Origin of the sequence: Streptomyces sp. LX-29, from assembly GCF_029541745.1 — a bacterium.
Taxonomy (GTDB): Bacteria; Actinomycetota; Actinomycetes; order Streptomycetales; family Streptomycetaceae; genus Streptomyces.
Window position 1 is genome coordinate 6,641,052 of the sequence record NZ_CP089746.1, and the last position, 26,936, is coordinate 6,667,987.

Here is a 26,936-nt window from a genome sequence, read left to right on the forward strand (position 1 = left end):
CCCTCGGTCGGGACAAGATCAGAGGATGAGCTGTCAGCGGCTGTATCCGGCCGTCTCCTCAAGCGGCTCGGCCATCTGCTCCTCGTACAGATCGGAGAATGACTCCTCTGACTCTTCTGGCTCCTCGTAGGAACCGGAGAGCGACTCCCGGTCCGGCACCGGCGCACCGCGCTGGATGCGCTCGATGGCCTGGTAGACATACTCCCAGTCAAAGTACGGCTGCTTGCGAAGGTAACCGGGGTCCCAGCCGCCGCGCTTGTCGTGCCGCGTCAGCGGGGTGAGGTCCTCGTGGCCGAGCAACCGGGGGCTGCGCCACCAGCGCTCACTCGCGGGCCAGCCGTTGCGCGTCGCGATATCGAAGGCCAGGAGTGCGACGGTGTCGTGCTGTGCCCGGGTGAATCGCAACCCTGGACGTAGCGGTTCGTCGGCGGAGACATGCTTGCCGGCGCAGCTGTAGACGCAGGGAACGCACTCCACGTGCACGTAACAGGCATTGGCCGAACGCCTTCCCGACGGCTGGGACTCCGGCAGCAGCGCGAGCGAGTGCGGGTAACCCGGCCATCGGGCGCGCCAGCGCCTCACCAGGTCCGGCGGGAGATCGGCCTCGAAGCGGTCGAGGTCGATCGAGCGGCTCTGGTCGGCTGCTGGATTCGGGTTGCTGATGCCCACACCCTTGGCCTGCTCACGCTCGTTCGCGACCTGAAGCAGATCACCGCCGGCCGCCCCCTTCCATCCATTGACGTAGTGGGTGCCGTGCGTACGGGTGTAATAGCCGACGGCCTGAACGGTGTGGTAGCGGCCAGCCGTATGCGCGGCGCAGGGTAGTCCCCCGCCCGTGGTGTGCACTACGAGCCCGTAGACCCGGCCTTGCCATCGTTTCGGCCGGTCACGGGCGTCCCACAGCTTGGCCGCCCTGATCGCCAGGGGGGAGAAACCCGACGGCAGTGGGGCCGCGTCTCCCCTCTCCCGATCCTCTTCGGTCTCTCCGGTCTCTTCGGCATCGCCTTCGGTCTCGGTCGGCTCGACGGGCAGTGACTCGGTCCACCAGTGCGAGGCAGAGATTGGGGGACCCGTCGGCCCTTCCTCGGCGGCGCTCCACGCCGGAGCCTCGGGGTCGAAGGGCGTCAGCAACCCATCGCTGCTGGCCGCCGCGGACCACCCGGCCGTCATGGCCGCTCACCGCGCTGACCGTTGCCGCTCGCCGGGCCGACAGCAGCCTGGAACGGTTCGGGGCTCAGGCTTGGACTTGAAACCGTCGGACCCGGATCCGCCCCAGGCAGCCGCAGCGGCTGAGCACTGGTCTGCTGCCGCCCGCCCACGACCACCGCCGGCCGCTCCTTGACCCTGTCTCCCGTGGCGGACTGCCAGAGATCGATGATGCGGTTCACGTCCGCACGCAGCTGTGCATTTCCGGCCGTCGGGAGGAAAAGCAAGCGTGCCAGGGTGCCGGTGTCGAACATCCCAAGCTCGATGGAGCGCAGGAAGGCAGACATCAGATCGGCAAGGTCGAACAGTTCGCGCGCGCGTGGCGCCGGAGTCATTCCGATCCGCTGGGCGATCCGGGCGAGCCGGTCGGACGGGTGCGACCCTTGGCACTTCAAGTCCCTGACGATCGGAGTGTCCTGCTCCAGGGTGAGGTGAAACCAACTCATCGTCGTGACATGCACGAACTCTTCGCGTGCCAACCTTCCGCCGAGTCGGCGCATGGTCAGCATGTCCTTGATGGCCTTGCACAAAAAGCCCACGTATTCGCTGTCGGTGGGGTTCGGCCCGATGCCGTTGTTCTGGTTCTCAACCCCGAGCCATATCTGGCGTAGCAGTTCGGACCATTTGTCTCTGAACCCGACATTGACTCCGTCTCCGATATCAACCTTCCACGGGGCCGCACCCACACCACCCGGCATGGCCCAACGCGGAGGGACCGGATGCGGCAGATCGAATCCGAACATGAGCCAGTACGCCCGTCGGGTCTCGACCCTGATGTCCGGACGGAATCGGCTGTGTATCCCTCCGATCGTGAACAATGGGGGATCGCGGAAGAAGAGCTCCTCGGTCGCGCGGGCCCATTGGAGGCCCTCCGGGGAGACGGTGTTCAGGGATTCGCCAAGTGCCAGTCTGCGCACTACCTCAGACAGAACCTCATATGCGCCCGTGGCCTCGATGAGGTAGGCGTAGATCAACTGATGGGCAATCAGTGGTTTGGGGATGAACACCCGATCGTTGAAGAGATCCGGGTTGGCGAGGTTGATCCCTGAGGGCAGCGGTGGCCGAACCCCCGCCGTCGGATCGGGAAGAGCCAGGTCCGCGATGACGGTGTTGCTACCGAGGAAGGGGGACTGGCCGGGCGACGTGGACCCAAGAACGGGGGCTCTCGCTGGGGCCGTCCACGCCTCGTCGAGCCAGCGGCTGAGTTGCAGCGGGTGGACAAGGAACACCTGATCTTGCCTGCCCGGTCCAAACTGCTTGGCGAGTGAACGGAACACGGCGCGCCTCCTCAGGGCTTGCGAGGAATTCCAGGGGGAGGTGGTGGCGCGGGGGACAATCGCCGGCCCAGTCCGACAGGAACGCCATCCCTCCTTTGAAGTTCGACACGGATCAGTGACTTCTTCTTTGACACCTTGGTCAGCTGCGCTCGATTCTCCTTGATTCTGACAGTTTCAGATTTGCCTCCCTCCGAGGTGGCCGCGACTTTCACCGCTCCCGCCGGGACGCCTTCTGGGAATTCGATCGCGTTGTCGTGAGTCCGCTTCATGGCCACCAGCGCGACGCGCTTCCCTTCCAGTTCCAGGAGCCCGGTGAGGACGCCGTAGTCGAGGATGACGCGGGCCTGTTCGGCTGACGGCTTGCGTTCATCGATCACCGCCTGGTTCGAGACGGTGTCGGTCAGACCCTTGAGCGCGTCGAGGATCTGCTGCGTGGTCACAGCACTGGATGCCTTCTTCGTCTTAGCCATGGTCCCTCCTTTCTCCAGTTACGCCCCAGCCTGATCGAGCCGACTGCCCGGCGCCCAGGGTGACGAGCCAGTCCTGCAGTCGGCGCCGACAGGCAGCTGCGGCGGATGGGTCAAGGACCGCACGGGTGACCAGCGCCGCAAGAATCCGGACGGATTCGCGGCGGGCCAGGTACTGCGAAGTCAGCAGCGAGGGTCCGGCCCGCTCGGCGAGTTCGGCGAGCGCCTTCGGCGATGCCAGCAGTGGATTGGCCAGCGCACACAGCGGGCGTCCACCGAACGCTTCCATCGGACGGCGGGTGCACGCCTCGACAATGTCCCCCAGCGCGCCGATGCTGGCTCTCGCGATCCAGTGCGCGCCATCGGATCCCGTCGGCGGGTGCCTTTCGCACCACGTTCTGGCGAGCGTGGTCCAGGGGCCGCTACGGCCGAACCACCCCTGGCAGAGAGCTGTGTTGAGCAACACTCTGATCACGGGGAACGGGTGAGGATCCCCCGGAGGCATGCGGTACACGGCGGTCGAAGTGCCGTCCACCACATGAGCCAATGCGGGAACCGGTGCCCAGCCGGCCAAAGCGAACGCGTGGACATCGCCTACGACTTCACCGGCCCAGGAGCGCCAAACCTCCGCCAGCTCGCGTGAGCGACGGACAAGAAGATTCCACAGGGTATCGGCGAGTTCAGCCGACCAACCGGTCACATGGCCGACCTGATGGCCCGTCTCATGGAAAATTGCCGTAGGGTGCCCGAGGTTATGGCGTGTCAGTTTGATTGCCGCGATCGGCGAGGGATGGCTGTCGTTGAAGAGTCCTATCCCGGCGCGCATGATCGCCGCACCCATTCCCTTGTCCACGTACACGAGAACCGGCGGCGGTTGTATGCCAAGTGGGCGCAGCACGTTGTCCATGCTGTCGGCTGCCACGGTATCGAGCCCGCGCAACAATGCCGAAAGTCTGGAGCTGGTACGGGAGGTGACGGCATCGCCGAAGAAATCGATCAAGGTCTCCGCCTGAACGTACCGCTCCCGTAGGCGAAGCAGTCGGCGACGCAGTTCGGCGGGATCTCCCTCGGCGGCCAGCGCGGCGTGCAGATCGGATGCCTCGCCCCGCAGCGCGCCGACGACGGCGAGCAGCCGGTCGCGCAGTCGGAGCCGGGTGTAGCTCTCCAACCCGGCCCATGCGTCCGCGCTCGCCACTACCTCGAGGTCGGCGAGCGCGTCCGCTGCCTGCCGCCAGTGGGCGATTTCCAAGGCGAGCTGGTCGCGGACCGCGGTCTCAGTCACTGCGGTACCCGGGCCTGATCGTGAGCGTCGGCGCCGCCTCCGGCATCCCGGACATCAGGCTGCCCTTGTCGGCGAAGGAGAACGTGAACGACAGGGTGAGGCCGGATGCCGGGTCCTGTGCGGCCGTACGCACCGTCGCCGCCGCTTTCGGCAGCTCTTTGGCGAGTGTGCTGAGGATCGCCTCGCTGATGTGCTCGGCCAGCGCGCCGGCGCGCTCAGCGGGGAAAGCCCCGCCGGGCAGCCGCTCCGACCCCTTGGCGAGACGGCGGGCGAGGCCGCGCCGGGCTGCGGGGCTCAGGGCCGCGCGTATGCATACGACCACCTGTCTCATGGCCGCCCCGGCCAGATGGCCGGTGAGCTCATGGGCCTCTCGCTCACCGAGCCGGAAGTGCACCCGCAGCAATGGCTTGGCAGCCGTCGGATCGATGCGCACGACGAATCGCGAGGTCCGCCTGCGACGCCGGGGAGCTCCTGGTACGACAAGGCGGAACAGCCGCCTCGGCGGCCCGCCGCCGGGCTGCCACGTCGGCACCCGACGGCCCATGCCCGGCCGCCCCACGAGCAGCGCGGCGGCCTCCGGGGTGAACTCCTCGAAGTCCTCGGCCGACGCTCCGTCTTCGAAGGCCGCGAGGTGCCCGGCGTGGGTGCCAGGGAGTGTCTCGTACAGGTGGAGGTCCGCTTCGACCGGCCAGCTCCGTACCCCGGCGTCGAGCAGGTGCCCCTCCAAGGTCTCACCGGTCCGCAACAGGACCTCGCCCGCCTGTATGCGGCTGATCGACAGCGGCAGCACTCGGCTCAGCTTCTTGTACCGAAAGCAAGGCCGGGTCGCCCTCGGCATGAACAGCCAGACGGCACCGTCTTGGGCCTCGGCCCTCGCGCCGGAGGGGAGATCGGCCCGCAACACCTCGCGCGGCAGGTGGCGGGCGGCGGCCTCGGCGAACGCCTCCTGCAGCTCCGCTTCGACTCGCAGCGGTTCGTCCAGCGACTCCTGCGGTAGGGAGAGCACATGTCGTACGGTGTCCTCCAGCGTGGCGACCATCGCCTCGGCACCGAGCAGTTCCGCCGACTCGGCCTCCAGCCGCAGCGCTCGCATGCCGACATCCACGATCGGCCTGGCGAGTGCCTTCGCAGCGGCCGGCCCCACATAGCCTGAGATGAGCTTCGCCAGCCCTGCCTCCAGGAACCTGGCCACTCGCTCGCGCCCGCCGATCAGGCCCACACCGGCCCGTACCATGGGCATCGCGGCCATGACCGCGGGCACGAACTGCTGCAACTGGGCGGCCGGCGGCTCACCGGACGCCGCCTCCGCGAGCTGGCCGACGAGGCGGGCGCGTGCCTCGTCCAGCTCCTGGACCGGGTCATGCTCGCTCCATTCGGTCTCCTGTACGGCATCCGCCACGGTCTGCTCGGCGGCGCTGTCGCTCGGCGCCAGCACGACCTCCGCGAGCTGGGTGTCGAACCGGTGTGACGCCTCTCCGACCGAGTCGAGATCGGTACGGTGGCCCTGCGCCCCATCACCTGGCGCGGATTCACGCAGCACTCGCTTGGCCAGCGCTGAAGCGGCCGGGCGCAGACTCACCGGCAACCGGTTGGTGGCCTTGCGCAGGACCCATCGCAGCAGCGGATCGAGGAGCTTTCGCAACGCCGCGAGGATCACGCCGGTTGGCAGTACCTTCCCGACCGCGGCCAGTCCGGCCTTGGCGATGCCCTTGCCGATGCCGGCCACCTTGCGGACCAGGCTGCCGAACAGTTGCTGCATCGCCGGGTACTCGAGGTCCCGCTGCTCGAGCAGCTCTTGAGTGGCAGTATCCACCTCTTCGACGGACAGCGAGTCCGCCGGGCGATCGGCGAACCGCTCACCGAGCCGACCGAGTACATCGTCGGCCTCGGAGAGCCGCCTGGCCAGCCACCCCTCGAACTCCGACGCGGGTAGCACGGGCGCCGAGGCATCGGGCGACCACGGGGTGGCTGCGCGCAGATGTGCGGCCGCGACTTCGCCGACCAGTGCCTGCAGGGCCTCCTCGAAACGTTCATCGCCGAGCTCGGAGAGGAGGGCCGCCGTCGTCAAGGCATCCCTGTCCGCCTCCTCCGCACTGACGAATCCGTCGGAGAACGGAGAGGAGAGTGATGCCATGGGGACTGTGGCGCCAACCGCGTCGCTCCGCGCGGCCTCCACGCTCACATGTGCCGCCGCGAAGGGAGCAGCTGTCGTATCGCCCTCATACGCGTCATTCGGGAGCGTACTCACCCTGGTCACCTCACTTCCCCGGGAGACATTGATCCGGGGCCGTAACCGAGAACGGGCGTACTGCCGGTAACTCGATGCTCCAGCCCCTTGGGGAGCAACGCAACTCGAACGGACTAGGCAGTGTCTGATGGCTCTTTGATGAGATCGCGGAGCCAGATGACGATGGCTGCGGTGGCCAGGGTTCCTTGGAACACGTAGTCGCGTTTGTCGTACCTGGTCGCCACTGCCCGGTGTTGTTTCAGCTTGCCGACGCAGCGTTCGACCGTGTTCCGGTGGCGGTACTGTTCGTGTTCGAAGGCCGGTGGCCGGCCTCCCGCCCGGCCCCGCCGTCTGCGGTTTGCACGCTGGTCCTCCGGTTGCGCGATGGTCGCCTTGATGTGGCGTTGTCGCAGGTAGGCGCGGCTGGAGTACGCCTTGTCACCGCGGGCCCGGTCCGGCCGGGTGCGCGGGTCCCGGGCGGGCGACCGCAAGGGCCTGCATGAGCGGGATGAACATCGGGCTGTCCCTGCGCTGGCCGGGGGAAGTCAGCCAGACCAGGGGTCGGCACCGGTCGTCGGCCAGCAGATGGACCTTGCTGGTCAGCCCGCCCCGGGAGTGTCCCAGGGCCTCACGTCCCTCCGGGTCCTCACGGGTCCCGCCCCTTTTTGCGGGTGGTCGACCGGGGGCCGGTGCCGGGCTCCGGCGGCGTGCTGGTGGGCCCGGCAGGTGGTGGAGTCGGCGTTGACCGCCCAGGAGCCGTCTGCGTCCCGGGCACTGGCGTCGGCGCCGGTCTGCAACGCGCGCAGGATCCTCGCCCACGTGCCGTCGGCCGACCAGCGCCGGTGTCGTTCGTACACGGTCTGCCAGGGGCCGTAGCGTTCGGGCAGGTCACGCCAGGGAATCCCGGTCCGGGTCCGGAACAGGACCCCATTGACCACCCTCCGGTGGTCCGCCCACCGCCCGCCCGGCCCACCGGTCTCCGGCAGCAGCGGAGCGATACGTTCCCACTGAGCGTTCGTCAGTTCATGGCGACGCACCATGACAGGCTCCTGCCCGGCACGGCAACAGATCCACCATCCCGGCCAAGAGCCATCAGACACTGCCTAGTGACCTGAGTCGGAGATTCGTCGTTGGTTTGGTATGAGTCGTCCGGGTCCGAAGATTCCGCCGTTGTCGGTGACCGATGCCCAGCGGGTTGTGCTGGAAGGCTGGGTGCGTCGCCGCACGACGGCTCAAGCGCTGGCCCAGCGGTCGCGGATCGTGCTGGAGTGCGCCGAAGGGCACTCGATCATGGAGGTCTCCCGTCGACTGCAGGTCACTCCGGACACGGTCCGCACCTGGCGGCGACGCTTCCTCGAACGTGGCCTGGATGGACTGTCCGACGAGCCCCGGCCTGGTGTCCCACGGAAGATCACCGACGCGGACGTCGAGCGGGTCATCGTCAAAACGCTGGAAGAGACACCGAAGAACGCCACCCACTGGTCGACCAGGTCCATGGCGGCGGCCACAGGGATGTCGCAGTCGGCGATCTCGCGGATCTGGCGCGCATTCGCGCTGGCGCCTCACCGGTCGCAGACGTTCAAGCTCTCCACAGATCCCCTGTTCATCGACAAGGTCCGCGATGTCGTGGGCCTCTACCTCGATCCGCCGGAGAAGGCCCTGGTTCTGTGCGTGGACGAGAAGTCGCAGATCCAGGCCCTGGACCGGTCTCAGCCCGTTCTGCCGATGGTGCCCGGAGTCCCTGAGCGCCGCAGTCACGACTACGTCCGCGCCGGCACCACCACCCTGTTCGCCGCTCTTGAGGTCGCCACCGGCAAGGTGATCGGCTCTCTCCACCGCCGGCACAGGGCCGTTGAGTTCAAGAAGTTCCTGGCCAAGCTCGACAAGGAGGTGCCCGCGGACCTCGAGGTCCATCTCATCCTGGACAACTACGTCACCCACAAGACACCCGCGGTCAAGAAGTGGCTGCTGGCCCACCCGCGCTTCCACCTGCACTTCACGCCCACCAGTTCCTCGTGGCTGAACCTGGTGGAGCGGTGGTTCGCCGAGCTCACGCAGAAGAAGCTCAAGCGGGGCGTCCACCGCTCCGTCCAGGCACTGGAACGCGACATCCGGGCCTGGCTCGCCGACTGGAACGACCACCCACGGCCGTTCGTCTGGACCAAGACCGCCGACGAGATCCTCGACAAAGTCGCCGCCTACTGCCGAAGAGTCTCTGACTCAGGTCACTAGTACTGCAACGGTGTTTGCTGTGAGGGTTTGGCAGTTTCTGGTGGTGTGTGGCCGCGTCGTTTGTAGTGGCTGATGCGGGTTTGGTGTTGTCGTCTGCGTCGCCAGTGTGACCAGTGCAGTACGTGGTCGACGGGTGCTGGGTGGCGGTGGGTGAGGCGGTGGATCAGGCGTCTGAGCTCGGGAAGGCTGGGGGGGACGAGGTCGGAGGATCCGTTTCTGCTTTCCCGGTGTCGAGTTCGCGGGCCCGCAGGACGGTGAGGCAGGCGTGGGCGGCCATGGCCAGTGTCATGTGGCGGTGCCAGCCGTCGTAGCGACGGACCTGGTAGTCGTCCAGGCCGCACTCCTGCTTTGCGCTTTGGAAGCATTCCTCCACTGCCCACCGGCTGCCGGCGACACGGATGAGCTCGCCGAGTGTGGTCTCGGCGGGGCAGTAGGCGATGTAGTAGGAGATCTCCTGCGACCGGCTCACGCTGCGGCGGGCGATCACCCAATGCCGGCGGTCTTCGCGGTGCCAGGGACGGACCTCCACCCTGGCCCAGTCGTAGACCCGTGGCCCGTGGGCGCCGTCGCCGCAGGAACGGCGCTTCCACTTCTGCCTCGGGAGACCGGGAAACAGGTCGTGGACGGGGTGGTCCATGGCCCAGCGGGTGACGACGGTGTCGTGCCGGGTCGTGGCCATGACGTGGAAGACATCGGCCCGCTCCAGCTCGGTCCGCCAACCTTTGGAGAAGCCGTAGGCGGCGTCCGCGGTCACCCACCGGAACGGGATCTTCTCCGCGATGGCCCGGCGGACCATCGCCCTTGCGGTGACGACCTTCGTCTCGAAGGCGACCGTGTCCTCGATGCCGGCGGCCCGGCAGCGTTCACGGTCATCCGTCCAGGAGGTGGGCAGATACAGGCGGCGGTCGATCAAGGTGCGGCCACGGCCGCCGGCATAGGCGAGGAACACCCCGATCTGGGAGTTCTCCGTCCGGCCGGCGGTTCCGGAGTACTGCCGCTGGACCCCAGCCGAGCGGACTCCCTTCTTCAGGAATCCCGTGTCGTCCACGATCAGCACCGCTTCCGGGTCGCCGAGATGCTCGACGACATAGTCCCGCACGTCGTCGAGGACCTCATCGGCGTTCCAGTCGATTCGGTTCAGCAGCCGGTGGATCCGGTCCGGACCCGCATGCCCGGCCTCCTCGGCAAGCGTCCATCCGTTCTTCCGCTCCAGCGGAGCTATCAGCCCCTGCATATAGGCAAGAGCCGACTCCCGCGGCTCTGACCTGGAGAAACGGTGCACGAACCGCTCATGCAAGGCCCTCAGTTCACCAGCCCACGACCGGGCATCAGCAAGTTCCCCACCCATGACGCAACCAACGACCAAACTGGCCAGCAGTCACGGCAAGCACCGTTGCAGTACTAGTGACCTGAGTCGAAGATTCATCGTTAGTTGTCTGGAAGAAACCCCGAAGAACGCCACCCACTGGTCGACCAGGTCCGTGGCCGCGGCCACGGGAATGTCGCAGTCGGCTATCTCGCGGATCTGGCGTGCGTTCGCCCTGGCCCCGCACCGCACGCAGACATTCAAACTGTCCACGGACCCGCTGTCATCGACAAGGTCCGCGACGTGGTCGGCCTCTACCTGGTTCCGCCGGAAAAGGCCCTGGTCCTGTGCGTGGACGAGAAGTCGCAGATCCAGGCCCTGGACCGGTCCCAGCCCGTGCTACCGATGATGCCCGGCGTCCCCGAACGCCGCAGTCACGACTACGTCCGCGCCGGCACCACCACCTTGTTCGCCGCCCTGGAGGTGGCGAGTGGGAAAGTCATCGGCTCTCTGCACCGGCGGCACCGGGCCGTGGAGTTCAAGAAGTTCCTGGCCAGGCTCGACAAGGAGGTTTCGGCCGGCCTGGGAGTGCATCTGATTCTCGACAACTACGCGACCCACAAGACGCCCGCGGTCAAGAAGTGGCTGCTGGCTCACCCACGCTTCCACCTGCACTTCACGCCCACGAGCTCGTCGTGGCTGAACCTGGTCGAGCGGTGGTTCGCCGAGCTCACGCAGAAGATGCTCAAGCGCGGCGTCCACCGCTCGGTCCAGGCACTCGAACGCGACCTCCGGGCATGGTCGGCCGACTGGAACGAGGACCCGCAACCGTTCGTCTGGACGAGAACAGCTGACGAGATCCTCGACAAACTCGCCGCGTACTGCCACCGAATCTCTGACTCAGGTCACTAGGCAGTGTCTGATGGCTCTTGGCCGGGATGGTGGATCTGTTGCCGTGCCGGGCAGGAGCCTGTCATGGTGCGTCGCCATGAACTGACGAACGCTCAGTGGGAACGTATCGCTCCGCTGCTGCCGGAGACCGGTGGGCCGGGCGGGCGGTGGGCGGACCACCGGAGGGTGGTCAATGGGGTCCTGTTCCGGACCCGGACCGGGATTCCCTGGCGTGACCTGCCCGAACGCTACGGCCCCTGGCAGACCGTGTACGAACGACACCGGCGCTGGTCGGCCGACGGCACGTGGGCGAGGATCCTGCGCGCGTTGCAGACCGGCGCCGACGCCAGTGCCCGGGACGCAGACGGCTCCTGGGCGGTCAACGCCGACTCCACCACCTGCCGGGCCCACCAGCACGCCGCCGGAGCCCGGCACCGGCCCCCGGTCGACCACCCGCAAAAAGGGGCGGGACCCGTGAGGACCCGGAGGGACGTGAGGCCCTGGGACACTCCCGGGGCGGGCTGACCAGCAAGGTCCATCTGCTGGCCGACGACCGGTGCCGACCCCTGGTCTGGCTGACTTCCCCCGGCCAGCGCAGGGACAGCCCGATGTTCATCCCGCTCATGCAGGCCCTTGCGGTCGCCCGCCCGGGACCCGCGCACCCGGCCGGACCGGGCCCGCGGTGACAAGGCGTACTCCAGCCGCGCCAACCGCGCCTACCTGCGACAACGCCACATCAAGGCGACCATCGCGCAACCGGAGGACCAGCGTGCAAACCGCAGACGGCGGGGCCGGGCGGGAGGCCGGCCACCGGCCTTCGAACACGAGCAGTACCGCCACCGGAACACGGTCGAACGCTGCGTCGGCAAGCTGAAACAACACCGGGCAGTGGCGACCAGGTACGACAAACGCGACTACGTGTTCCAAGGAACCCTGGCCACCGCAGCCATCGTCATCTGGCTCCGCGATCTCATCAAAGAGCCATCAGACACTGCCTAGTAGTGCTTTGTTAGGTGGTGTCATAGGGCTGCCAGGGTGTGGGTTGGCGGCAGGTCGGGCAGGTGCCGGTCCAGGTGGCGAGTAGGTGTTGTAGCTGGTCCAGGGCTTGGTAGAGGTCAGGCCCAGGGGCTTTTGGGGCGGTCCGTTGTTCGGTCAGGAACAGATGCGCCGCGGTGACGAGGGTGACGTGGCGGTGCCAGCCGGCGAATGAGCCTCCCTCGAAGTGGTCGAGACCAAGAGAGGTCTTCAGCTCGCGGTGGTCATGCTCGATGCGCCAGCGCAGTTTCGCCAGCCGCACCAGGTCCGCAACCGGGATGTCGGTGGGCAGGTTCGAGATCCAGTACTTGACGTGCTCGCCCTGACCTTGGGGCCACTGGGCGACCATCCAGCTGAGCGGGATAGTGCCATCGGGTGCGGGATTGGGCCGACGACCCTTGATGTCGAGTCCAGCCGTGTCACTCCGAATGCTCTGTGCGCCAAAGGGAAAGTAGCGGGAGAGGATTGGTCGTTCGCACGACTTCACCGCACCCGAGGGCACGGCCGGGTCACGCCCCGGCAGGCTCGCGAGCTGCCCCGGCCCGAAGGTGGCCCAGTCATCTCACAGGGAATTGGCCTGTGCGATGAGGCAACTGCGCATTACCGTAGGCGCAATGAGAACAAGATCCGCTTCGGCCGACCAGCGCATGTCCGTGGACTTGGCCGAGGCGCCGATGCGTCAGGCCCGTAACTCCGCTGCTTTTTGGACCGCGAAGGGCCGATGCCGGGGGAATGAGGTCATCCGGCGCCGCGGATTCGTTGCGGTCGACGGCGACGAGCGCGCTGGCCTGCGGATCCTGATCCAGGAATCCCACCTCGAGCCGGGCGAACTGGCCGAGTTGAGCGAGCTGGCTGGCCGAGCCGCAGGTCCGGTGAACGCCGAGGATCCGTTCAGCTCGACCGACCTGAGCCACCTGGGCATGCGCAGCTGGCAGATGCCGATCATGCTGCGCCCGCCCGGTCCCGTCGGCGAACCGGTGCTGGACGTGATCCGGGTACGGCGGCCCGAGGACCTCCAGGCGGCCGAGCGGATCGTGATCGAGGGCTTCGAGCTGGCCGGATTCACGCCCTACCGCCCCGGCGAGCTGTTCCCGATGGCGCTGATTGAGCAGCCGGGCGTGGACGTGTTTGTCGCCTCGCACGACGGCGTGCCCGCGGGAGCCTGCGTCACGGTCGTGGACGACGGCGTCGGCAGCCATTATTGGGTCGGCACATCGTCGGCAGTCCGGTCGCGTGGCGTGGGGCGGGCCGTCATGCTCGGCTCCCTCGCCCACCTGGCGGACCTGCCGGTCACGCTCACCGCTTCGAAGCTGGGCAGGCCGCTGTACGAGTCGCTGGGGTACACCGCCGCAGCGCCCTCGACCTGGTGGGCCTCAGTGCTCTGACACCGCCGCGGTAAAGCCCCTGGCTCGCTGGTCCCCCGCACGGTCCCATACGCGAATGGCGCGTGAGCCCGGAAAGGTCTGGACAACACAAGAGCCCCAGGTCGATGACCTGGGGCTTTGCCCAAGAGCGAATGACGGGAATCGAACCCGCGCTACAAGCTTGGGAATCACCGCAGCCCCAGACCGGTCATTTAGTGTCTGACCTGGGAAAACGTCCTCTAGTGTGGCGGCCCCTGCGGGCGATGGGACACCCGTGTTGACCGCTGTTCGCCGCTCCGAAGGGCGCGTGCGCGCGCTCTGGCGTTGTGGAGCATGGCCTGCTCCCGGAAGGTCAGCCGGTCAGACCTGACCAGTCCGTTTCTCCGCATGGGTGAGGCCGAGGTCGGGGGAGCCACACCAGATCTCCTGCCTGGCCTGCCAGGTCAGCGCGGTTGCCCGAAGGCGCCGGTTTCCTGCCGCCTCTGCGCAGGCGGTGCCGAACTGTAGGAGACGGCGAGCGTCGTCGTGCTCGTAGGCGTCGAATGCGGAGGCTCCCATGACCGTGGCGAGCCGGCCGACGGCGGCGAACAGCTCCGTCTCCAGCTCGGCCGGGCACCTGGCCTTCAGCAGGCCGGTCGCCCAGTTCAGCTGCCCGATCGAGGCTTCCTTCACGAACCCCCCCGCCACCGTAGAGGTTGGCCCAGCTGGCGAGCGTGGCGGAGGCGGTGTGCACCTGCTCGACGTCCACAGAGCGGACGACTCCAGGAAGAGGGGAGCGGCCGAGTGGTGGAACCAGCTCAGCCAGCGACCCGGCAGTGAGCGCGGCTAAGCCGCCGGTGGCAAGCAACGAACGACGTTCCACGGCGGTCAGGCTCCGATCCACGAGCGCGGGCGGGTCCATGGGGAGCATGCCCACCGTTCCGTGACCAGAGGCGGGCTCCCGCGTGTGGCCATGGGGCTTGTCGGCATCAGGGTGCCTCCCGCCCTGGCCCTTGTGGACGCGATGCCAGAGCCTGCCCAGGGCTCCGCCGGCCTGCAGAGCGTCGTCCAGCTCACCTACGAGGTGATGCGGGCAAGGCCGCTCAGCTTTCTCGATCTTGCCGATGAATGCGCCGCTGACGTGGACCTTCTTGCCTAGGTACCGCCTTGATGACGGCGTCGGCCTCCTCCCGGTCCACCCGTCACTCCGGCACTTCGGGCGGCGCCGGACGCAGGCCCATGGCCGTCCACGCCCGAGGAGAACTCGACACGGTCGCCGAGAAGACGGACATCGTCCGTTGCCGATGATGCGGGCGTGGCCCGAGGGATTCCCGGGGTCGTGATGCTGCCGAGAACCCTTGCCAACTGATGCCATGTCAGTTGCAAACCCTCAACTGCGTTTGTTCGGAATCTTCTTGACTGAGCATCAAGTAGCCACACATCATGACCACGCGTCATCGATGTTGATCGTCTGAAACTCCGCCACGGGGGAACTGAAGGGGGAACAGTGATGCGGACTCTGAACGTGGTTCTGATCGGTAAGGGTGGTGTCCTCGCTCGCTGCGGTGAGGCGCTGCTGTCGGCAGGGCACCGGATCCGGGCGGTGGTGACCGGCGACGCCATGGTCCGCGCCTGGGCCGTCAAATCGGGAATCGGCCACCACGACCTCGATGACGCGCTTCTCGACCCGGCCCGGCTGTCGTGCGACGTGCTTCTCAGCATCGGGAACGACGCCCTGATCTCCGAGGCACTGCTGGCATGCGCGCATCGGACGAGCGTCAACTACCACTACGGTCCGCTGCCCGAGTACGCCGGTCTGAACGCACCCTCCTGGGCCGTCGCCAACCGTGAGAGCGACTACGCCATCACGTGGCACCGGATCGGCGAGCTGGTCGACGGGGGCGACATTCTCAAGCGGATACCGGTGCCGGTCGAGCCCGACGAGACCGCGCTGTCGCTGGGCGTGAAGTGCGACGAGGCTGCTGTCGCGAGCGTGGCCGATCTGATCGGCGACATCGCCGAAGGCAGTGAGACCGCCGTCCCTCAGGACCTGGCCGCGCGTCGCTACTTCTCCCGGCACACGCAGTTCTCCGCCGAGGGCCTCATCGACTGGGCCCGCGAGGCCGAGGACATCGTCGCCATGGTCCGGGCGACCGACCACGGGCTGTTCGGCTGCCCGCTCGTGTGGCCCAAGGTGAACGTCAACGGGCGCATTCTCGCCGTCCGCGAGGCCCGCGTCGGCGTGGCGTCCCCCGGTGCCGCACCCGGCGAGGTGCTCACTTGCGACGCGGACGGCCTGAACGTGGCCACGGCCACCGGTGCCGTTCGCCTGATCCGGCTGAGCACGCTGGAGGGCGAGCCGGTCGACACGGACAGCCTCCGGACGGAGAACGCGGTCCGGGCCGGCCTGATCCTCCTGGCTCCCGGCGACGCCCTCCGGGACGGCATCACCGAGACCGGCACCCGGGCGTCGAAGGCCGCCGCCCACTGGCGCAAGCGTCTTGGCGCCGACGCCCACCCGTTCCGCCTGCCCTTCACGCCGCAGGCCTCCGGCACCGAGCAGGACGCCACGCAGGACACCGAGCAGGACGCCGCTCCCGTCGTCGCGCGCTGCGCCGCTCCCGGCGGAGTGTCCGCCCTGGCCGGCATGGTGAGCACGTACCTGAGCCGGGCGGCCGCGACGAACGACGTCACTCTCGCCGTCGCCGCGCCCCGCGACGGGATCGACCCCGACTACCGGGACCTGTTCGCCGCCTGGCTGCCGCTGCGCGCCACGGTCGACCCCGGCCGGACGATCGCCGACAACCTCCGGGCGGTCGCCGAGGAGTTCCGTCTCGGGCAGGAGAAGGGATGGCTGCGCCGTGACCAGATCGGACGGGACGAGACGCTGCGCCGGCTGTGGGACGCCGGCGACCTGACGCCCGACGTGATGATCTCGTGGGCCGATGCGGCGGAGCCCGCTGACGGCCGGCGCCCGGCACTGAACCTGGTCGTCCGACCCGACGGCGAGACGGTCGAGTTCCACTTCGACGCCCGGCGTCTGGCCCGCGGCGACGTCGCCCGCCTCGCCGCCCAGCTCGGCGACTGGTGCGACCGCTTACCCGGGCTGGCCGACGAGACCCTGGAGTCCGTCGACATCCTCTCCGCGTCGGATCGGGCGTCGTTGACCGACGCCTTCAACGCCACCGACGACAACACCATCCTCGGCCACCGCCTGCACACGCTCTTCGAGCAGGCCGCCGAGCGCCACGCCGACAACGTCGCACTGATCTGCGCCGACACGCGGCTGACCTATGGTGAGCTGAACAGCCGGGCGAACCGTGTCGCGCACACGCTGATCGAGCGCGGCATCGGCCGCGGCGACCTGGTCGGCATAGGGCTGGACCGCTCGCCCGACGTCGTCGTGGCCGTGCTGGCGGCGCTGAAGACGGGTGCCGCCTATGTGCCGGTCGACCCGGCGTTCCCGGCGGAACGTATCCGCCAGATGATCGACGACGCCGACCCCCGGATCGTCCTCACCCCGACCGCGGCACCCGCCAACCTCGCCGAGTGGTCGACGCGCTGCCTGAGCATCACGGATGCCGCCGGTGAGCGTGCCGACGGCGACGCCGCCAACCCGGACGTCGAGGTCCAGGCCGACGACCTCGCCTACGTCATCTACACCTCCGGCACCTCCGGCACGCCCAAGGGCGTGGAGATCAGCCATGGCGCGCTGTGCAACCTGCTGGAGTCCATGCGCCGGGAGCCCGGCTGCGCCGAGACCGACCGGCTGCTGGCGGTCACCACCATCTCCTTCGACATCGCGGTCCTGGAACTGTTCCTGCCGCTGCTCAGCGGGGCCGCCACGGTCATCGCCCAGGCCCACGAGACGGTCGACGCGAAGGCGCTGATCGGCCTGATGGGGCGTCACGGGATCACGATGATGCAGGGCACGCCGGCGACCTGGCAGCTGCTGCTGGACGCGGGCTGGCAGGGCGACCCGCGCCTGGGCAAGATCCTGTGCGGGGGTGAGGCCCTGCCGCGCGCACTGGCCGACCGTCTGCTCGGCTGCGGCGACGCCGTCTGGAACATGTACGGGCCCACCGAGACCACCGTCTGGTCCAGCATCTGGCGGGTGGAGCCGGAGGGCGAGGTCGTCATCGGCCGGCCGGTGGCCAACACCCGGCTCTACGTCCTGGACGAGAACCTCGTGCCGGTGCCGCCCGGCTTCTCCGGAGAACTGTGCATCGGTGGCGCCGGAGTGGCACGTGGCTACCACGCCGCCCCCGAGCAGACCCGGGCCCGCTTCGTCCCCGACCCGTTCCGCGCCGGCGACACGCTGTACCGCACCGGCGACCTGGCCCGGTTCGTCGCACCCGGCGCGCTGCGCGTGCTCGGCCGCAACGACAGCCAGCTGAAGCTCCGCGGCCACCGCATCGAACTGGGCGACATCGAGGCGACGCTGACCGCCCACGACGACATCGCCCGCGCGGTCGTCGTCGGCCGCGACGAGCAACTGGTCGCCTACTGCGTCCGCGAGGCTCCCGCGCCCACCGCGTCCGCCCACGACGAGGAGGTACAGCGTGCCGCGCTGGCCGAGTGGGCCGGCGCCTGGGACCGCGCCTACGAGTCCGACGCCGATGACGCCACCTTCAACCTGGCCGGCTGGCGCAACAGCTATGACGGTCTGCCGTTCTCCGTGGCCGAGATGCGTGACTGGCAGCGCGGTTCGGTCGACCGCATCCTGTCCTACGCGCCCCAGCGCGTGTTCGAGGTCGGCTTCGGCACCGGCCTGATGATGTTCGCCGTCGCGCCGCACTGCACCGCGTACCACGCGGTGGACGCCTCGGCCCAGGCCGTCGAGGTCACCCGGAACCACCTGCGGTCGCTGCCGAACGTCACCTGCGAGCACCGCCCGGCACACGACCTGCCGGCCGTGGCCGCCGGCTCCTTCGACACCGTGATCGTCAACTCGGTGGCCCAGTACTTCCCGGGCGTCGACTACCTGACCTCGGTGCTGGAGTGGGCGACCACCGCGGTGACGGAGGGGCGGGTGTTCCTCGGGGACATACGCGACCTGTCGCTGCTGAGCATGTTCCACGCCGACGTGATCCGGTTCCGCCACGACGACCTCACGCCCGAGGAGGTGGCCCGCCGCGTCGAACGCGAGGTGCGGGCCGAGCGCGAACTGGTCGTCGCGCCGGACTACTTCGCCGACCTCCCCGCCCTCTTCCCGCAGATCACCCGCGTCGACGTCATGCTGCGCGACGGCCGGTACGTCAACGAGATGACCCGCTACCGCTACGACGTGACGCTCCACATCGGCGGCGGCCCCGAGGCGCACACCGCCACCACCGAACACGACTGGCGGACCGAGTCGCTGGAGACCGCCGCCGTGCCCGCGCTGCTCGCCGGCCTCGACGGCGGACCGCTGCGCCTGACCGACGTACCCAACGGCCGGCTCGCCGGGGTGCCCGATCACACCGGGGCGCTCGACGAGGTGACGGAACGATACGCCCTCCCGGTGGACCCCCGTGACCTCACCGAGATCGCCCAGGAGGCCGGGCTCGAATGCGCGCTGCTGCCCAGCCGCTCCGGTGACAAGCGGACGTTCGACGCGGTGTTCTGGCGCCCGGGCCTGACCCCGGACCTCAGCCTGCGCCCGGCCGCCGCCACCGACCGCGCCACGCTCGCCCGGTATGCGAACGTGCCCGCGGCGGGCGAGCCGGCCAAGGCGCCGATCGGCCGCCTCCTTCGCCCCTGGCTGGCCGAGCGGCTGCCCGCGTACATGGTGCCGGCGTTCTTCGTCGAGCTGGACGAGTTCCCGCTCACCCCCAACGGCAAGATCGACCGCAACGCCCTGCCGAGCCCGGTCGCCGACGCCGGAGCCATCGCCAAGCCCGCCAACGAGCTGGAGCGGGACATCCTCGCGATCTGGTCGGACGTCCTGGGCCACGACCGCATCGGCGTCAACCAGAACTTCTTCGAGATCGGCGGGGACTCCCTGCGCGTGGTCCGCGTCCAGATCCGGCTGGAGAAGGTGCTGGGCCGGCCCATCTCCTCGGCCAGGCTCTTCGAGCACTTCACCGTCAAGACCCTGGCGGCGCACCTCGCCGGCGCCCGGACCGGCCCGACGCGGATCCCGTCGAGCCGCCGGGCCGAGGACGAGCCCATCGCCATCATCGGCATGGCCTGCCGGCTTCCCGGCGACGTGAGCAGCCCGGACGAGCTGTGGGACCTGCTGGAGCGCGGGGCCGACGGCATCAGCGAGGTGCCCGCCGACCGCTGGGACGCCGACGCGATCTACGACCCCGACCCGGATGCGCGCGGCAAGTCGGTGACCCGCCGCGGAGGCTTCCTCGCGACGCCGATCGACATGTTCGACACGTCGTTCTTCGGTATCGCGCCACGGGAGGCGCACGCGATGGATCCGCTCCAGCGGCTGATGCTGGAGACGACATGGGAGGCGTTCGAACGCGCGGGCTACACGCTCGACCAGCTGCGCGGCAGCCAGACCGCCACGTACATAGGCGTCGGCAAGAACTCCTCGTACCACGAGTACGGCATCACCACCGGCGGTTCCATAGCCGACCTGGACGGCTACGTGGGCACGGGTTCCGCGCTCGCGACCGCGTCCGGCCGGATCTCCCATGTGTTCGGCCTCGAAGGCCCGACGATCACGATCGACACAGCCTGTTCCTCGTCCCTGGTGACCACTCACCTCGCCGCCAACGCACTGCGTGACGGCGAGTGCGACCTGGCCGTTTCCGGCGGCGCGACCATCCTCCTCACCTCCAACATGAACGTCGAGTTCAGCCGGCTGCGCGGGATGTCGCCCGACGGGCTGTGCCGGTCGTTCTCCGCCGACAACGACGGGACCGGATGGAGCGAGGGCGTCGCCGTCGTCATCCTGAAGCGGCTCTCCGACGCGCAGCGCGACGGCGACACCATCCACGCCGTCCTGCGCGGCACCGCCGTCAACCACGACGGCCACGCGGCGAGCCTGACCACGCCCAGCGGACCCGCCCAGCAGAAGGTCATCCGCGCGGCCCTCGGCGCGTCCGGGCTGCAGCCGAAGGACATCGACTACCTGGAGGCCCACGGCACCGGCACCCGCCTCGGCGACCCCATCGAGGGCACCGCCCTCGGCGAGGTCTTCGGCGGCAGCCACCCCGACGAACCGCTGTGGGTCGGCTCGGTCAAGTCGAACCTCAGCCACACCCAGGCCGCCGCAGGCCTCGCGGGTGTGATGAAGGTCGTCCAGTCCATGCGGCACAACGTGATCCCGCGCACCCTGCACGTCTCCGAAGCCACCCCGGACGTGGACTGGGCCGGTGCGAACATGGCCCTGGCCGTGGAGCCGCAGCCCTGGCTGCCGAAGGACCGGCCGCGCCGCGCCGGCGTCAGCTCGTTCGGCATCGGCGGCACCAACGCCCACGTCATCGTGGAGGAACCGCCGGCGCCCCTCCCGTCGGACCGGACCGCGGCGCAGCCGCCGTCGACGCTGCCGTTCGTGGTGTCCGGGTGCACCGACGCCGCCCTGCGCGCACAGGCCGAGGCGCTGCACCAGTACGTGGGCATGAACATCCAGGACCGCCTTCTCGACCTGGCGCACTCGCTGGCCACCACCCGCAGCCACTTCCGCAAGCGGCTCGTGGTCATGGCGAAGGACAGGTCCGAACTGCTGGACAAGCTCGGTTCCTTCGCCCGCAGCGGGGAGACCCCGCCCGGCGCCGCCCGGACCGGAGACAGCGCCGAGGAGCAGCGCCTGGCCCTGCTGTTCACCGGGCAGGGCAGCCAACGGTTCGGCATGGGCAGGGATCTGTACGAGACCCATCCGGCGTTCCGCGACGCGCTCGACGAGATCGCCGCCCACTTCACCGAACTGGACCGGCCGCTGCTCGACGTCATGTGGGCCGAGGAGGGGACCGCCGACGCCGCGCTGCTCGACCGGACCGACTTCACCCAGCCGGCCCTCTTCGCGCTGGAGGTGGCGCTGTGGCGGCTGTGGGAGAGCTGGGGCGTACGGCCACAGCTGCTCCTGGGCCACAGCATCGGTGAACTCGCCGCCGCGCATGTCGCCGGCGTCTTCGACCTGGCCGACGCGGCCCGTCTGGTGGCGGCCCGGGGCCGTCTGATGCAGGCGCTGCCCAGCCGCGGCGCGATGGCTTCGGTCGAGGCCGGCGCCGCCGAGGCCGAGGCCGCGGTACGGGAGCTGGACCTGACCGGCAAGGTCGATCTGGCCGGCCTCAACACCCCGACCCAGACCGTCGTCTCCGGCGACGCCGACGCCGTGCGGGCCCTGGTGGCGCACTTCGCCGGCCAGGACCGCCGGGTCAAGGAACTGACGGTGTCGCACGCGTTCCACTCCCACCACATGGACGCCATGCTGGCCGGCTTCCAGGCGGTCGCCGAGACCGTCACGTACCGTACCCCGACGATCCCGCTGGTCAGCAGTCTCACCGGGAATCCGGCCGGCCCGGGCGAGCTGGAGCAGGCCGCCTACTGGGTGCGCCAGGTGCGCCACGCGGTGCGCTTCAGCGACGGCATCGCGAGCCTGCACCGCGAGGGCGTCACCACCTTCCTGGAGCTGGGTCCGCAGCCGGTGCTCTCCGGCATGGGCGTGGACTGCCTGGCCGACGAGACCGACCTCGCGTGGCTGCCGTCGCTGGCGGCGGGCAAGGACGGCTCCGACGTCGTCCTGCGCAGCCTCGCCGACCTGCACGTGAGGGGCGTACCGGTCGACTGGCAGGGCTGGTTCGAACCCTTCGGCGGTGAACGGGTCGCCCTGCCCACCTACGCCTTCCAGCGTGAGCGCTTCTGGTTCGAGCCGTCGACGCCACGCTCGGTCGGCGCCGGTCTGGACGACACCGACCATCCGCTGCTGGGCGGCGCCGTGCGGATCGCCGGCACCGAGACCGCGGTGTTCACCACCGTGGTGGCGCCCGAGGAACCGGCGTGGGTGCAGGACCACCAGATCATGGGCACCGTGCTGATGCCGGGCACCGCCTACATCGAGGCGATGCGCTCGGCCGCCGACGCCACCGCACCCGGCGAATGGGACGTCGCCGACGTCGACTTCCTGTACCCGATGGTGTTCGCCGGCGGAGCGCCCGCCCGCCTCCAGGTCGTCGTGGGGGAGGAGTCCGAGGGCGCCCGGCCGGTCCAGGTGTACAGCGCACCCGACCGCAGGGACGGCGAGTGGCTGCTGCACGCCGAGGGCCGGATCGTGCCCGCGAAGCCCGTCACGGCGGGCGCCGTGGTGCTGCCGCCGCCCGGTGCCGAGCGTCTTGACATCTCCGCGCTCTACGCCGAACTGGACACCGTCGGCTACGAGTTCGGCCCGGTGTTCCGGGGCATCCAGGAGGCGTGGCAGGCCGACGGGGTGGTGTGGGCCCGTGCGGCCCTGCCCGAGGACGCCGCGCACACCGCCCGCGGCTATGTCCTGCACCCGGCTCTGCTGGACTCGGCGATGCAGTCGCAGCTCTTCAGCATGCGGATGCACAACACGAACCCCGAGGACGTGCTCGTGCCGTTCGAGGCGGAACGCCTGTCGATACGGGAGAAGGGCCTGGCCGAAGTGTGGGTCCGGGTCGCCGAGTTCGAGATGGGCGACGGGGAGTTCCACGCGTCCCTGGACCTCTTCGACTCCGCCGGCAAGAACATCGGCCGGCTGGAGCGTATGCACGCCCGGCGGGTCGACCGCGCGGTGCTGCGCAGGCTGGCCGCGGAGGGCGTGGACCGGCTCCGGTTCGAGGTGAACTGGCGGCCGGCCGACACCGAGAAGGTGGAGATCGGCGGTTCCTGGGGCCTGCTGTCGCCGGGTGGTGAGGTGCCGTGGGCGGCAGAGGTGAAGCGGGCGCTGAGCCGGGCCGGTGTCCAGGCGTTCAAGGTGCGCGACCTGGAGGAAGCCGAGGAGCTCGACGGCGTCATCTGCCTGTGGGACGCCGGCGAGGACACCCTGGCCGGGGCCCACAAGCTGTCCGCCGCGGCACTCGGCCAGCTCCACACCGCGGCCGAGACCGGGTTCGCGCCGCCGTTGGTGTGGCTGACCCGCCGCGCGGTGGGCGTCAACGCCGACGACATGGCCTCCGGGCTCGGTGCGGGACCGCTGTGGGGCCTGATGCGCACCGCCCGCAGCGAGCACCCCGACCTCGCGCTGCGCCTGCTCGACCTCGGCGACGAGGACGCCGATCTGGCCGCTCTCGCCCCGGCGCTGATGATCTCCGACGAACCGGAGTGCGTGCTGCGGCACGGCGAGGTACTCGTCCCGCATCTCGAGCGGGTCGGCGCCTCGGGCGAGCTGACCCTGCCCCCGGAGGGTCGCTGGCAGCTGGAGATCGCCGCGAAGGGCCGTCTGGACCAGCCGCTGTCGGTGCGCCGGGTGACCCCGAAGCCGCTGGCGGCGGGCATGATCAGGGCCGATGTGAAGGCCGCCGGGGTGAACTTCCTGGACGTGCTCAACGCGCTCGGCATGGTCGAACTCCCGGTGTTCGGCATGGAGTTCTCCGGCGTGGTCACCGAGGTCGGGGCCGGGGTCAAGGACGTCCAGGTGGGCGACCGGGTACTGGGCCTCGGCCAGGGCTCGTTCGCCGCGGAGGTCGTCACCGACGCGCGCTGGGTGGTCCGCGTCCCGGAGAACCTCACGTTCGAGGAGGCCGCGACCATCCCGATGACGTTCCTGTCGGCGTGGTTCGGCCTGCACGACCTGGGCGCGCTGAAGCCGGGCGAGCGGGTGCTGGTCCACTCCGCGGCGGGTGGCGTCGGCATGGCAGCCGTCCAGCTGGCACGACTGCACGGCGCCGAGGTGTACGGCACCGCCAGCGAGCCGAAGTGGGCGGCGCTGCGCGAGATGGGGCTGGACGACGACCACATCGCGTCCTCCCGCGATCTGGGCTTCGTCGAGTCGTTCGGCCGCACCGCGCCCGGACGCGGCTTCGACGTCGTACTGAACTCGCTCGCCGACGAGTTCATCGACGCGAGCCTCGGCATGCTGCGCGAGGGCGGACGCTTCCTGGAACTCGGCAAGATCGACCTGCGGGAGCAGTCGTGGGTGGACGAGAACCACCCCGGCGTGCAGTACCGGGTCTACCACCTGCTCGAGGCCAGTCCGGACCAGATGCACGCGATGCTGGTGTCGCTGGCCGAACTGCTCGCGGCGGGCAAGCTCACGCCACTGCCGGTGCGCACCTTCCCGATGACGGCCACGTCCGACGCGCTGCGCTTCATGGCCCAGGCACGGCACGTGGGCAAGGTGGTGCTGACACCCACCGAGCAGAAGGAATTCATCCAGCCGGGCGGATCGGTGCTGATCACCGGTGGCGTCGGGGGCCTGGGCCGGCAGGTCGCCACCTGGCTGGCGGACGCCCATGGGGTGCGCGACTTCGTGCTCACCTCGCGGCGCGGCCCGGACACCCCTGGCGCGGACGCGCTGGTGGCCGGCCTGGAAGAGCTCGGCGCCACCACCACGGTGGTGGCCGCCGACTCCGCCGACGCGGACAGCATGGCCTCGGTGCTGGCTCTGTTCAACGCCGACCGTCCGCTGCGCGGTGTGGTCCACGCGGCCGGTGTGCTCGACGACGGTGCTCTGTCGGCGCTGACGCCCGAACGGCTGGACACCGTCTTCTCGCCGAAGGTGGACGGGGCCTGGCACCTGCACCGGCTGACGCGCGATCTCGACCTGGACTTCTTCCTGCTCTTCTCCTCGATCTCCGACATCCTGGGGGCGCCGGGCCAGGGCAACTACGCGGCGGCCAACGCCTTCCTGGACTCGCTCGCGTACCTGCGCCGGGCCCAGGGCCTGCCGGCCACCTCGGTGGCCTGGGGACCGTGGGACGGCGAGGGCATGGCCGCGACGCTCAGCGAACGGGACCGGGCCCGGATCAGCCGCACCGGTATGGACGCGCTCTCTCCACAGGACGGCCTGGAACTGCTGGAGGAGACGGTGCGCAGCGGCCGCCCGCTGACTGTGGCGGCCGCACTGGACCTCACCGGGATCCAGAGCTACTACGAGGACCAGGGCGGAGTACCCCCGCTGCTGCGCTCGCTCCTGAGCACCCACGGTGGCGGCGGCACCCGCGCCAAGGGCGACGGCGGTGCGGGTCTGCGCAAGCTGCTCGGCCAGACCGCTCCGGCGGAGCAGGAGTCGGTCGTGCTGGACATGGTCCGCGAGGGCGTGGCCAGGACGCTGGGCTTCGCCTCGATGAACGACGTGGACCCCGGCCTGCCGCTGCAGGACCTCGGCATCGACTCGCTGACCGCCGTCCTGATGCGCAACCAGCTCGCGGACATGACCGGCCTCGCGTTGCCGGCGAAGATCGCGCTCGATCGTCCGAACCTGAAGTCGCTGGCTCAGTTCCTGCTGGAGAAACTCCTGGAGCGTGGCCTGGACGAGCCGTCGGAGGCGGCCGTCTCCACCGGTGAGGACACTGCCGGGCCGGCCGGTGCGGCGGACACGGACAACGCGGCCGGTCTCGACATGGCGCCGGTACGCAAGGGTTACCTGGACCCGACGCTGCGGTTCGACAACTGCCGAGGCGACCTGGGGCGTCCGGAATCCGTGTTCCTCACCGGCGCCACGGGCTTCGTCGGCGCCTTCCTCCTGCGCGAACTGCTGGCCGCCGGCGTCGCCACGCACTGCCTGGTGCGGGCCGACGACCAGGAGACCGCCACGCGGCGGCTGACCGGTGTGCTGTCGAGCTACGGCATGTGGCAGGACGACTTCGCGTCGCTGCTGCATCCGGTGGTGGGCGACCTGTCCCAGCCTCTGTTCGGGCTGACGGGCGAGGCGTTCGGCCGGCTTGCCGACGAGGTCGACGCGGTGTGCCACTCCGGCGCCCTCGTGGACTGGGTGCGGCCCCTGAGCGAGTACATCGGCCCGAACGTGGTCGGTGTGCACGAGACCCTGCGGCTGGCGTCGACGGGCCGCGGCAAGTCGGTGCACGTCATGTCGACCTTCGGGACCCTGCCGCGCTACCTCGGGTACGAGGTCACGCCGGACGAGTTGGAGTACGGCTACGTCACCTCCAAGTGGATGGCGGAGCAGATGGTGACCGCGGCACGCTGGCGCGGTGCCAAGGCCTCGGTGTACCGGCTGCCGTTCGTGGGGCCGTCCGCCACGACGGGCCACTTCCGGCTCGACCGCGGCGACTTCCTGCACAACCTGGTCGCCGGCAGCATGGCCCTGGGGTGCTTCCCGAGCACGGGCGCCAGTCTCGCGGCTGTCCTGCCGGTGGACCACCTGTCCCGGACCATCACCGCGATCATGCTCGACGAGCGGGACCGCATCGGCCGGGACTACGACTTCGTCAACGCCGGGGCGCCGAGCTTCGACCGCTTCTTCGAGATGGTCGGCGCGGCGGCGGGCTCCGGTGAGCTGGTGCCGTTCGACGAGTGGAAGCAGCGGGCCCTGGCCTTCGCGGCCGCGGACACCACGAGTGCGCTGGCCCGGATCGCCGCACTCGTGGACGGACTGACGCCGGACAACCTGACGCTCACGTTCGGGGCCGGCCTCGCCGGCGAGTATGTGCTGGGCGGCGACGACCATCCCGCCGCGCCGCTCGACGAACAGTTCGTCGAGAGGTATGTCCACCGCATCATCGCCTCCGACGAGGCGGCCGCCAGGACGCACGGCCCCGTCGGGGCGTGACGACACCAGGCACGGGTGGAGCCGCCCCGGCGCGGGCGGCTCC

Annotated in this window: 11 protein-coding genes and 4 pseudogenes; 6 read left to right on the plus strand and 9 right to left on the minus strand. The window is 69.5% G+C overall.

The window, feature by feature from the left end:
* Positions 1 to 33 precede the first annotated feature (33 nt).
* From LRS74_RS27990 to LRS74_RS28015, 6 genes and pseudogenes are all read right to left on the minus strand, one after another.
* The gene (locus LRS74_RS27990; protein WP_277743587.1) at positions 34 to 1,170 is read right to left on the minus strand and encodes an N-acetylmuramoyl-L-alanine amidase; all 1,137 of its coding nucleotides are present in this window, start codon (positions 1,168 to 1,170) and stop codon (positions 34 to 36) included.
* Positions 1,167 to 2,483 (minus strand): hypothetical protein, encoded by a 1,317-nt coding sequence (locus LRS74_RS27995; RefSeq protein WP_277743588.1) that lies wholly within the window; start codon positions 2,481 to 2,483, stop codon positions 1,167 to 1,169. The genes LRS74_RS27990 and LRS74_RS27995 overlap by 4 nt, the downstream gene beginning before the upstream one ends.
* Positions 2,484 to 2,494: 11 nt before the next feature.
* Entirely contained in the window at positions 2,495 to 2,953 is a 459-nt protein-coding gene (locus LRS74_RS28000) for a hypothetical protein (RefSeq protein WP_277743589.1), read from the minus strand.
* Positions 2,946 to 4,232 (minus strand): hypothetical protein, encoded by a 1,287-nt coding sequence (locus tag LRS74_RS28005; protein ID WP_277743591.1) that lies wholly within the window; start codon positions 4,230 to 4,232, stop codon positions 2,946 to 2,948. Before LRS74_RS28005 ends, LRS74_RS28000 begins: the two co-directional genes overlap by 8 nt.
* Positions 4,225 to 6,366, minus strand: coding sequence for a hypothetical protein (locus LRS74_RS28010; RefSeq protein WP_277743592.1), 2,142 nt, complete (start codon positions 6,364 to 6,366; stop codon positions 4,225 to 4,227). The genes LRS74_RS28005 and LRS74_RS28010 overlap by 8 nt, the downstream gene beginning before the upstream one ends.
* A 227-nt stretch (positions 6,367 to 6,593) precedes the next feature.
* Positions 6,594 to 7,499 (minus strand): annotated as a pseudogene (locus LRS74_RS28015) (IS5 family transposase).
* A 100-nt stretch (positions 7,500 to 7,599) separates the two neighbouring features.
* Between LRS74_RS28015 and LRS74_RS28020 the strand changes: the two are divergent.
* Positions 7,600 to 8,691, plus strand: a complete 1,092-nt coding sequence (locus LRS74_RS28020; protein ID WP_277743593.1) for an IS630 family transposase — start codon at positions 7,600 to 7,602, stop codon at positions 8,689 to 8,691.
* Positions 8,692 to 8,854: 163 nt separating this feature from the next.
* On the opposite strand, the gene LRS74_RS28025 is transcribed toward LRS74_RS28020, so the two are convergent.
* Positions 8,855 to 10,039: an IS701 family transposase gene (locus LRS74_RS28025; protein ID WP_277743594.1), complete on the minus strand. Its 1,185-nt coding sequence runs from the start codon at positions 10,037 to 10,039 to the stop codon at positions 8,855 to 8,857.
* 76 nt (positions 10,040 to 10,115) lie between these two features.
* On the opposite strand from LRS74_RS28025, the pseudogene LRS74_RS28030 reads away from it, so the two are divergent.
* Positions 10,116 to 10,909: pseudogene (locus tag LRS74_RS28030) on the plus strand (IS630 family transposase); the annotation flags it as partial.
* Positions 10,910 to 10,972: 63 nt separating this feature from the next.
* A pseudogene (locus LRS74_RS28035) lies at positions 10,973 to 11,887 on the plus strand (IS5 family transposase).
* A gap of 127 nt (positions 11,888 to 12,014) precedes the next feature.
* On the opposite strand, the pseudogene LRS74_RS28040 reads toward LRS74_RS28035, so the two are convergent.
* Positions 12,015 to 12,356, minus strand: a pseudogene (locus LRS74_RS28040) (transposase); the annotation flags it as partial.
* A gap of 181 nt (positions 12,357 to 12,537) precedes the next feature.
* Here LRS74_RS28040 and LRS74_RS28045 point away from each other — a divergent pair.
* Positions 12,538 to 13,308 carry a GNAT family N-acetyltransferase gene (locus LRS74_RS28045; RefSeq protein ID WP_277743595.1) on the plus strand — a complete coding sequence of 257 codons (771 nt, stop codon included), beginning with the start codon at positions 12,538 to 12,540 and terminating at the stop codon, positions 13,306 to 13,308.
* Between the two features lie 339 nt (positions 13,309 to 13,647).
* Here the strand turns inward: LRS74_RS28045 and LRS74_RS28050 are convergent, their stop codons facing one another.
* Entirely contained in the window at positions 13,648 to 13,959 is a 312-nt protein-coding gene (locus LRS74_RS28050) for a hypothetical protein (RefSeq protein ID WP_277743596.1), read from the minus strand.
* A gap of 280 nt (positions 13,960 to 14,239) precedes the next feature.
* Here LRS74_RS28050 and LRS74_RS28055 point away from each other — a divergent pair, with 280 nt between their 5' ends.
* Both LRS74_RS28055 and LRS74_RS28060 read left to right on the plus strand, forming a co-directional pair.
* Positions 14,240 to 14,425 carry a hypothetical protein gene (locus LRS74_RS28055; protein WP_277743597.1) on the plus strand — a complete coding sequence of 62 codons (186 nt, stop codon included), beginning with the start codon at positions 14,240 to 14,242 and terminating at the stop codon, positions 14,423 to 14,425.
* 351 nt (positions 14,426 to 14,776) lie between these two features.
* Positions 14,777 to 26,893 (plus strand): polyketide synthase, encoded by a 12,117-nt coding sequence (locus LRS74_RS28060; RefSeq protein ID WP_277743598.1) that lies wholly within the window; start codon positions 14,777 to 14,779, stop codon positions 26,891 to 26,893.
* The last annotated feature ends 43 nt before the right edge of the window (positions 26,894 to 26,936 follow it).

Coding starts and splice junctions, on each gene's coding strand:
- LRS74_RS27990 (WP_277743587.1), bottom strand. CDS start 1,170: ATGACGGCCGGGTGGTCCGCGGCGGCCAGCAGCGATGGGTTGCTGACG.
- LRS74_RS28025 (WP_277743594.1), bottom strand. CDS start 10,039: ATGGGTGGGGAACTTGCTGATGCCCGGTCGTGGGCTGGTGAACTGAGG.
- LRS74_RS28045 (WP_277743595.1), top strand. CDS start 12,538: ATGAGAACAAGATCCGCTTCGGCCGACCAGCGCATGTCCGTGGACTTG.
- LRS74_RS28020 (WP_277743593.1), top strand. CDS start 7,600: ATGAGTCGTCCGGGTCCGAAGATTCCGCCGTTGTCGGTGACCGATGCC.
- LRS74_RS28010 (WP_277743592.1), bottom strand. CDS start 6,366: ATGGCATCACTCTCCTCTCCGTTCTCCGACGGATTCGTCAGTGCGGAG.
- LRS74_RS28000 (WP_277743589.1), bottom strand. CDS start 2,953: ATGGCTAAGACGAAGAAGGCATCCAGTGCTGTGACCACGCAGCAGATC.
- LRS74_RS28060 (WP_277743598.1), top strand. CDS start 14,777: ATGCGGACTCTGAACGTGGTTCTGATCGGTAAGGGTGGTGTCCTCGCT.
- LRS74_RS28055 (WP_277743597.1), top strand. CDS start 14,240: ATGGGGCTTGTCGGCATCAGGGTGCCTCCCGCCCTGGCCCTTGTGGAC.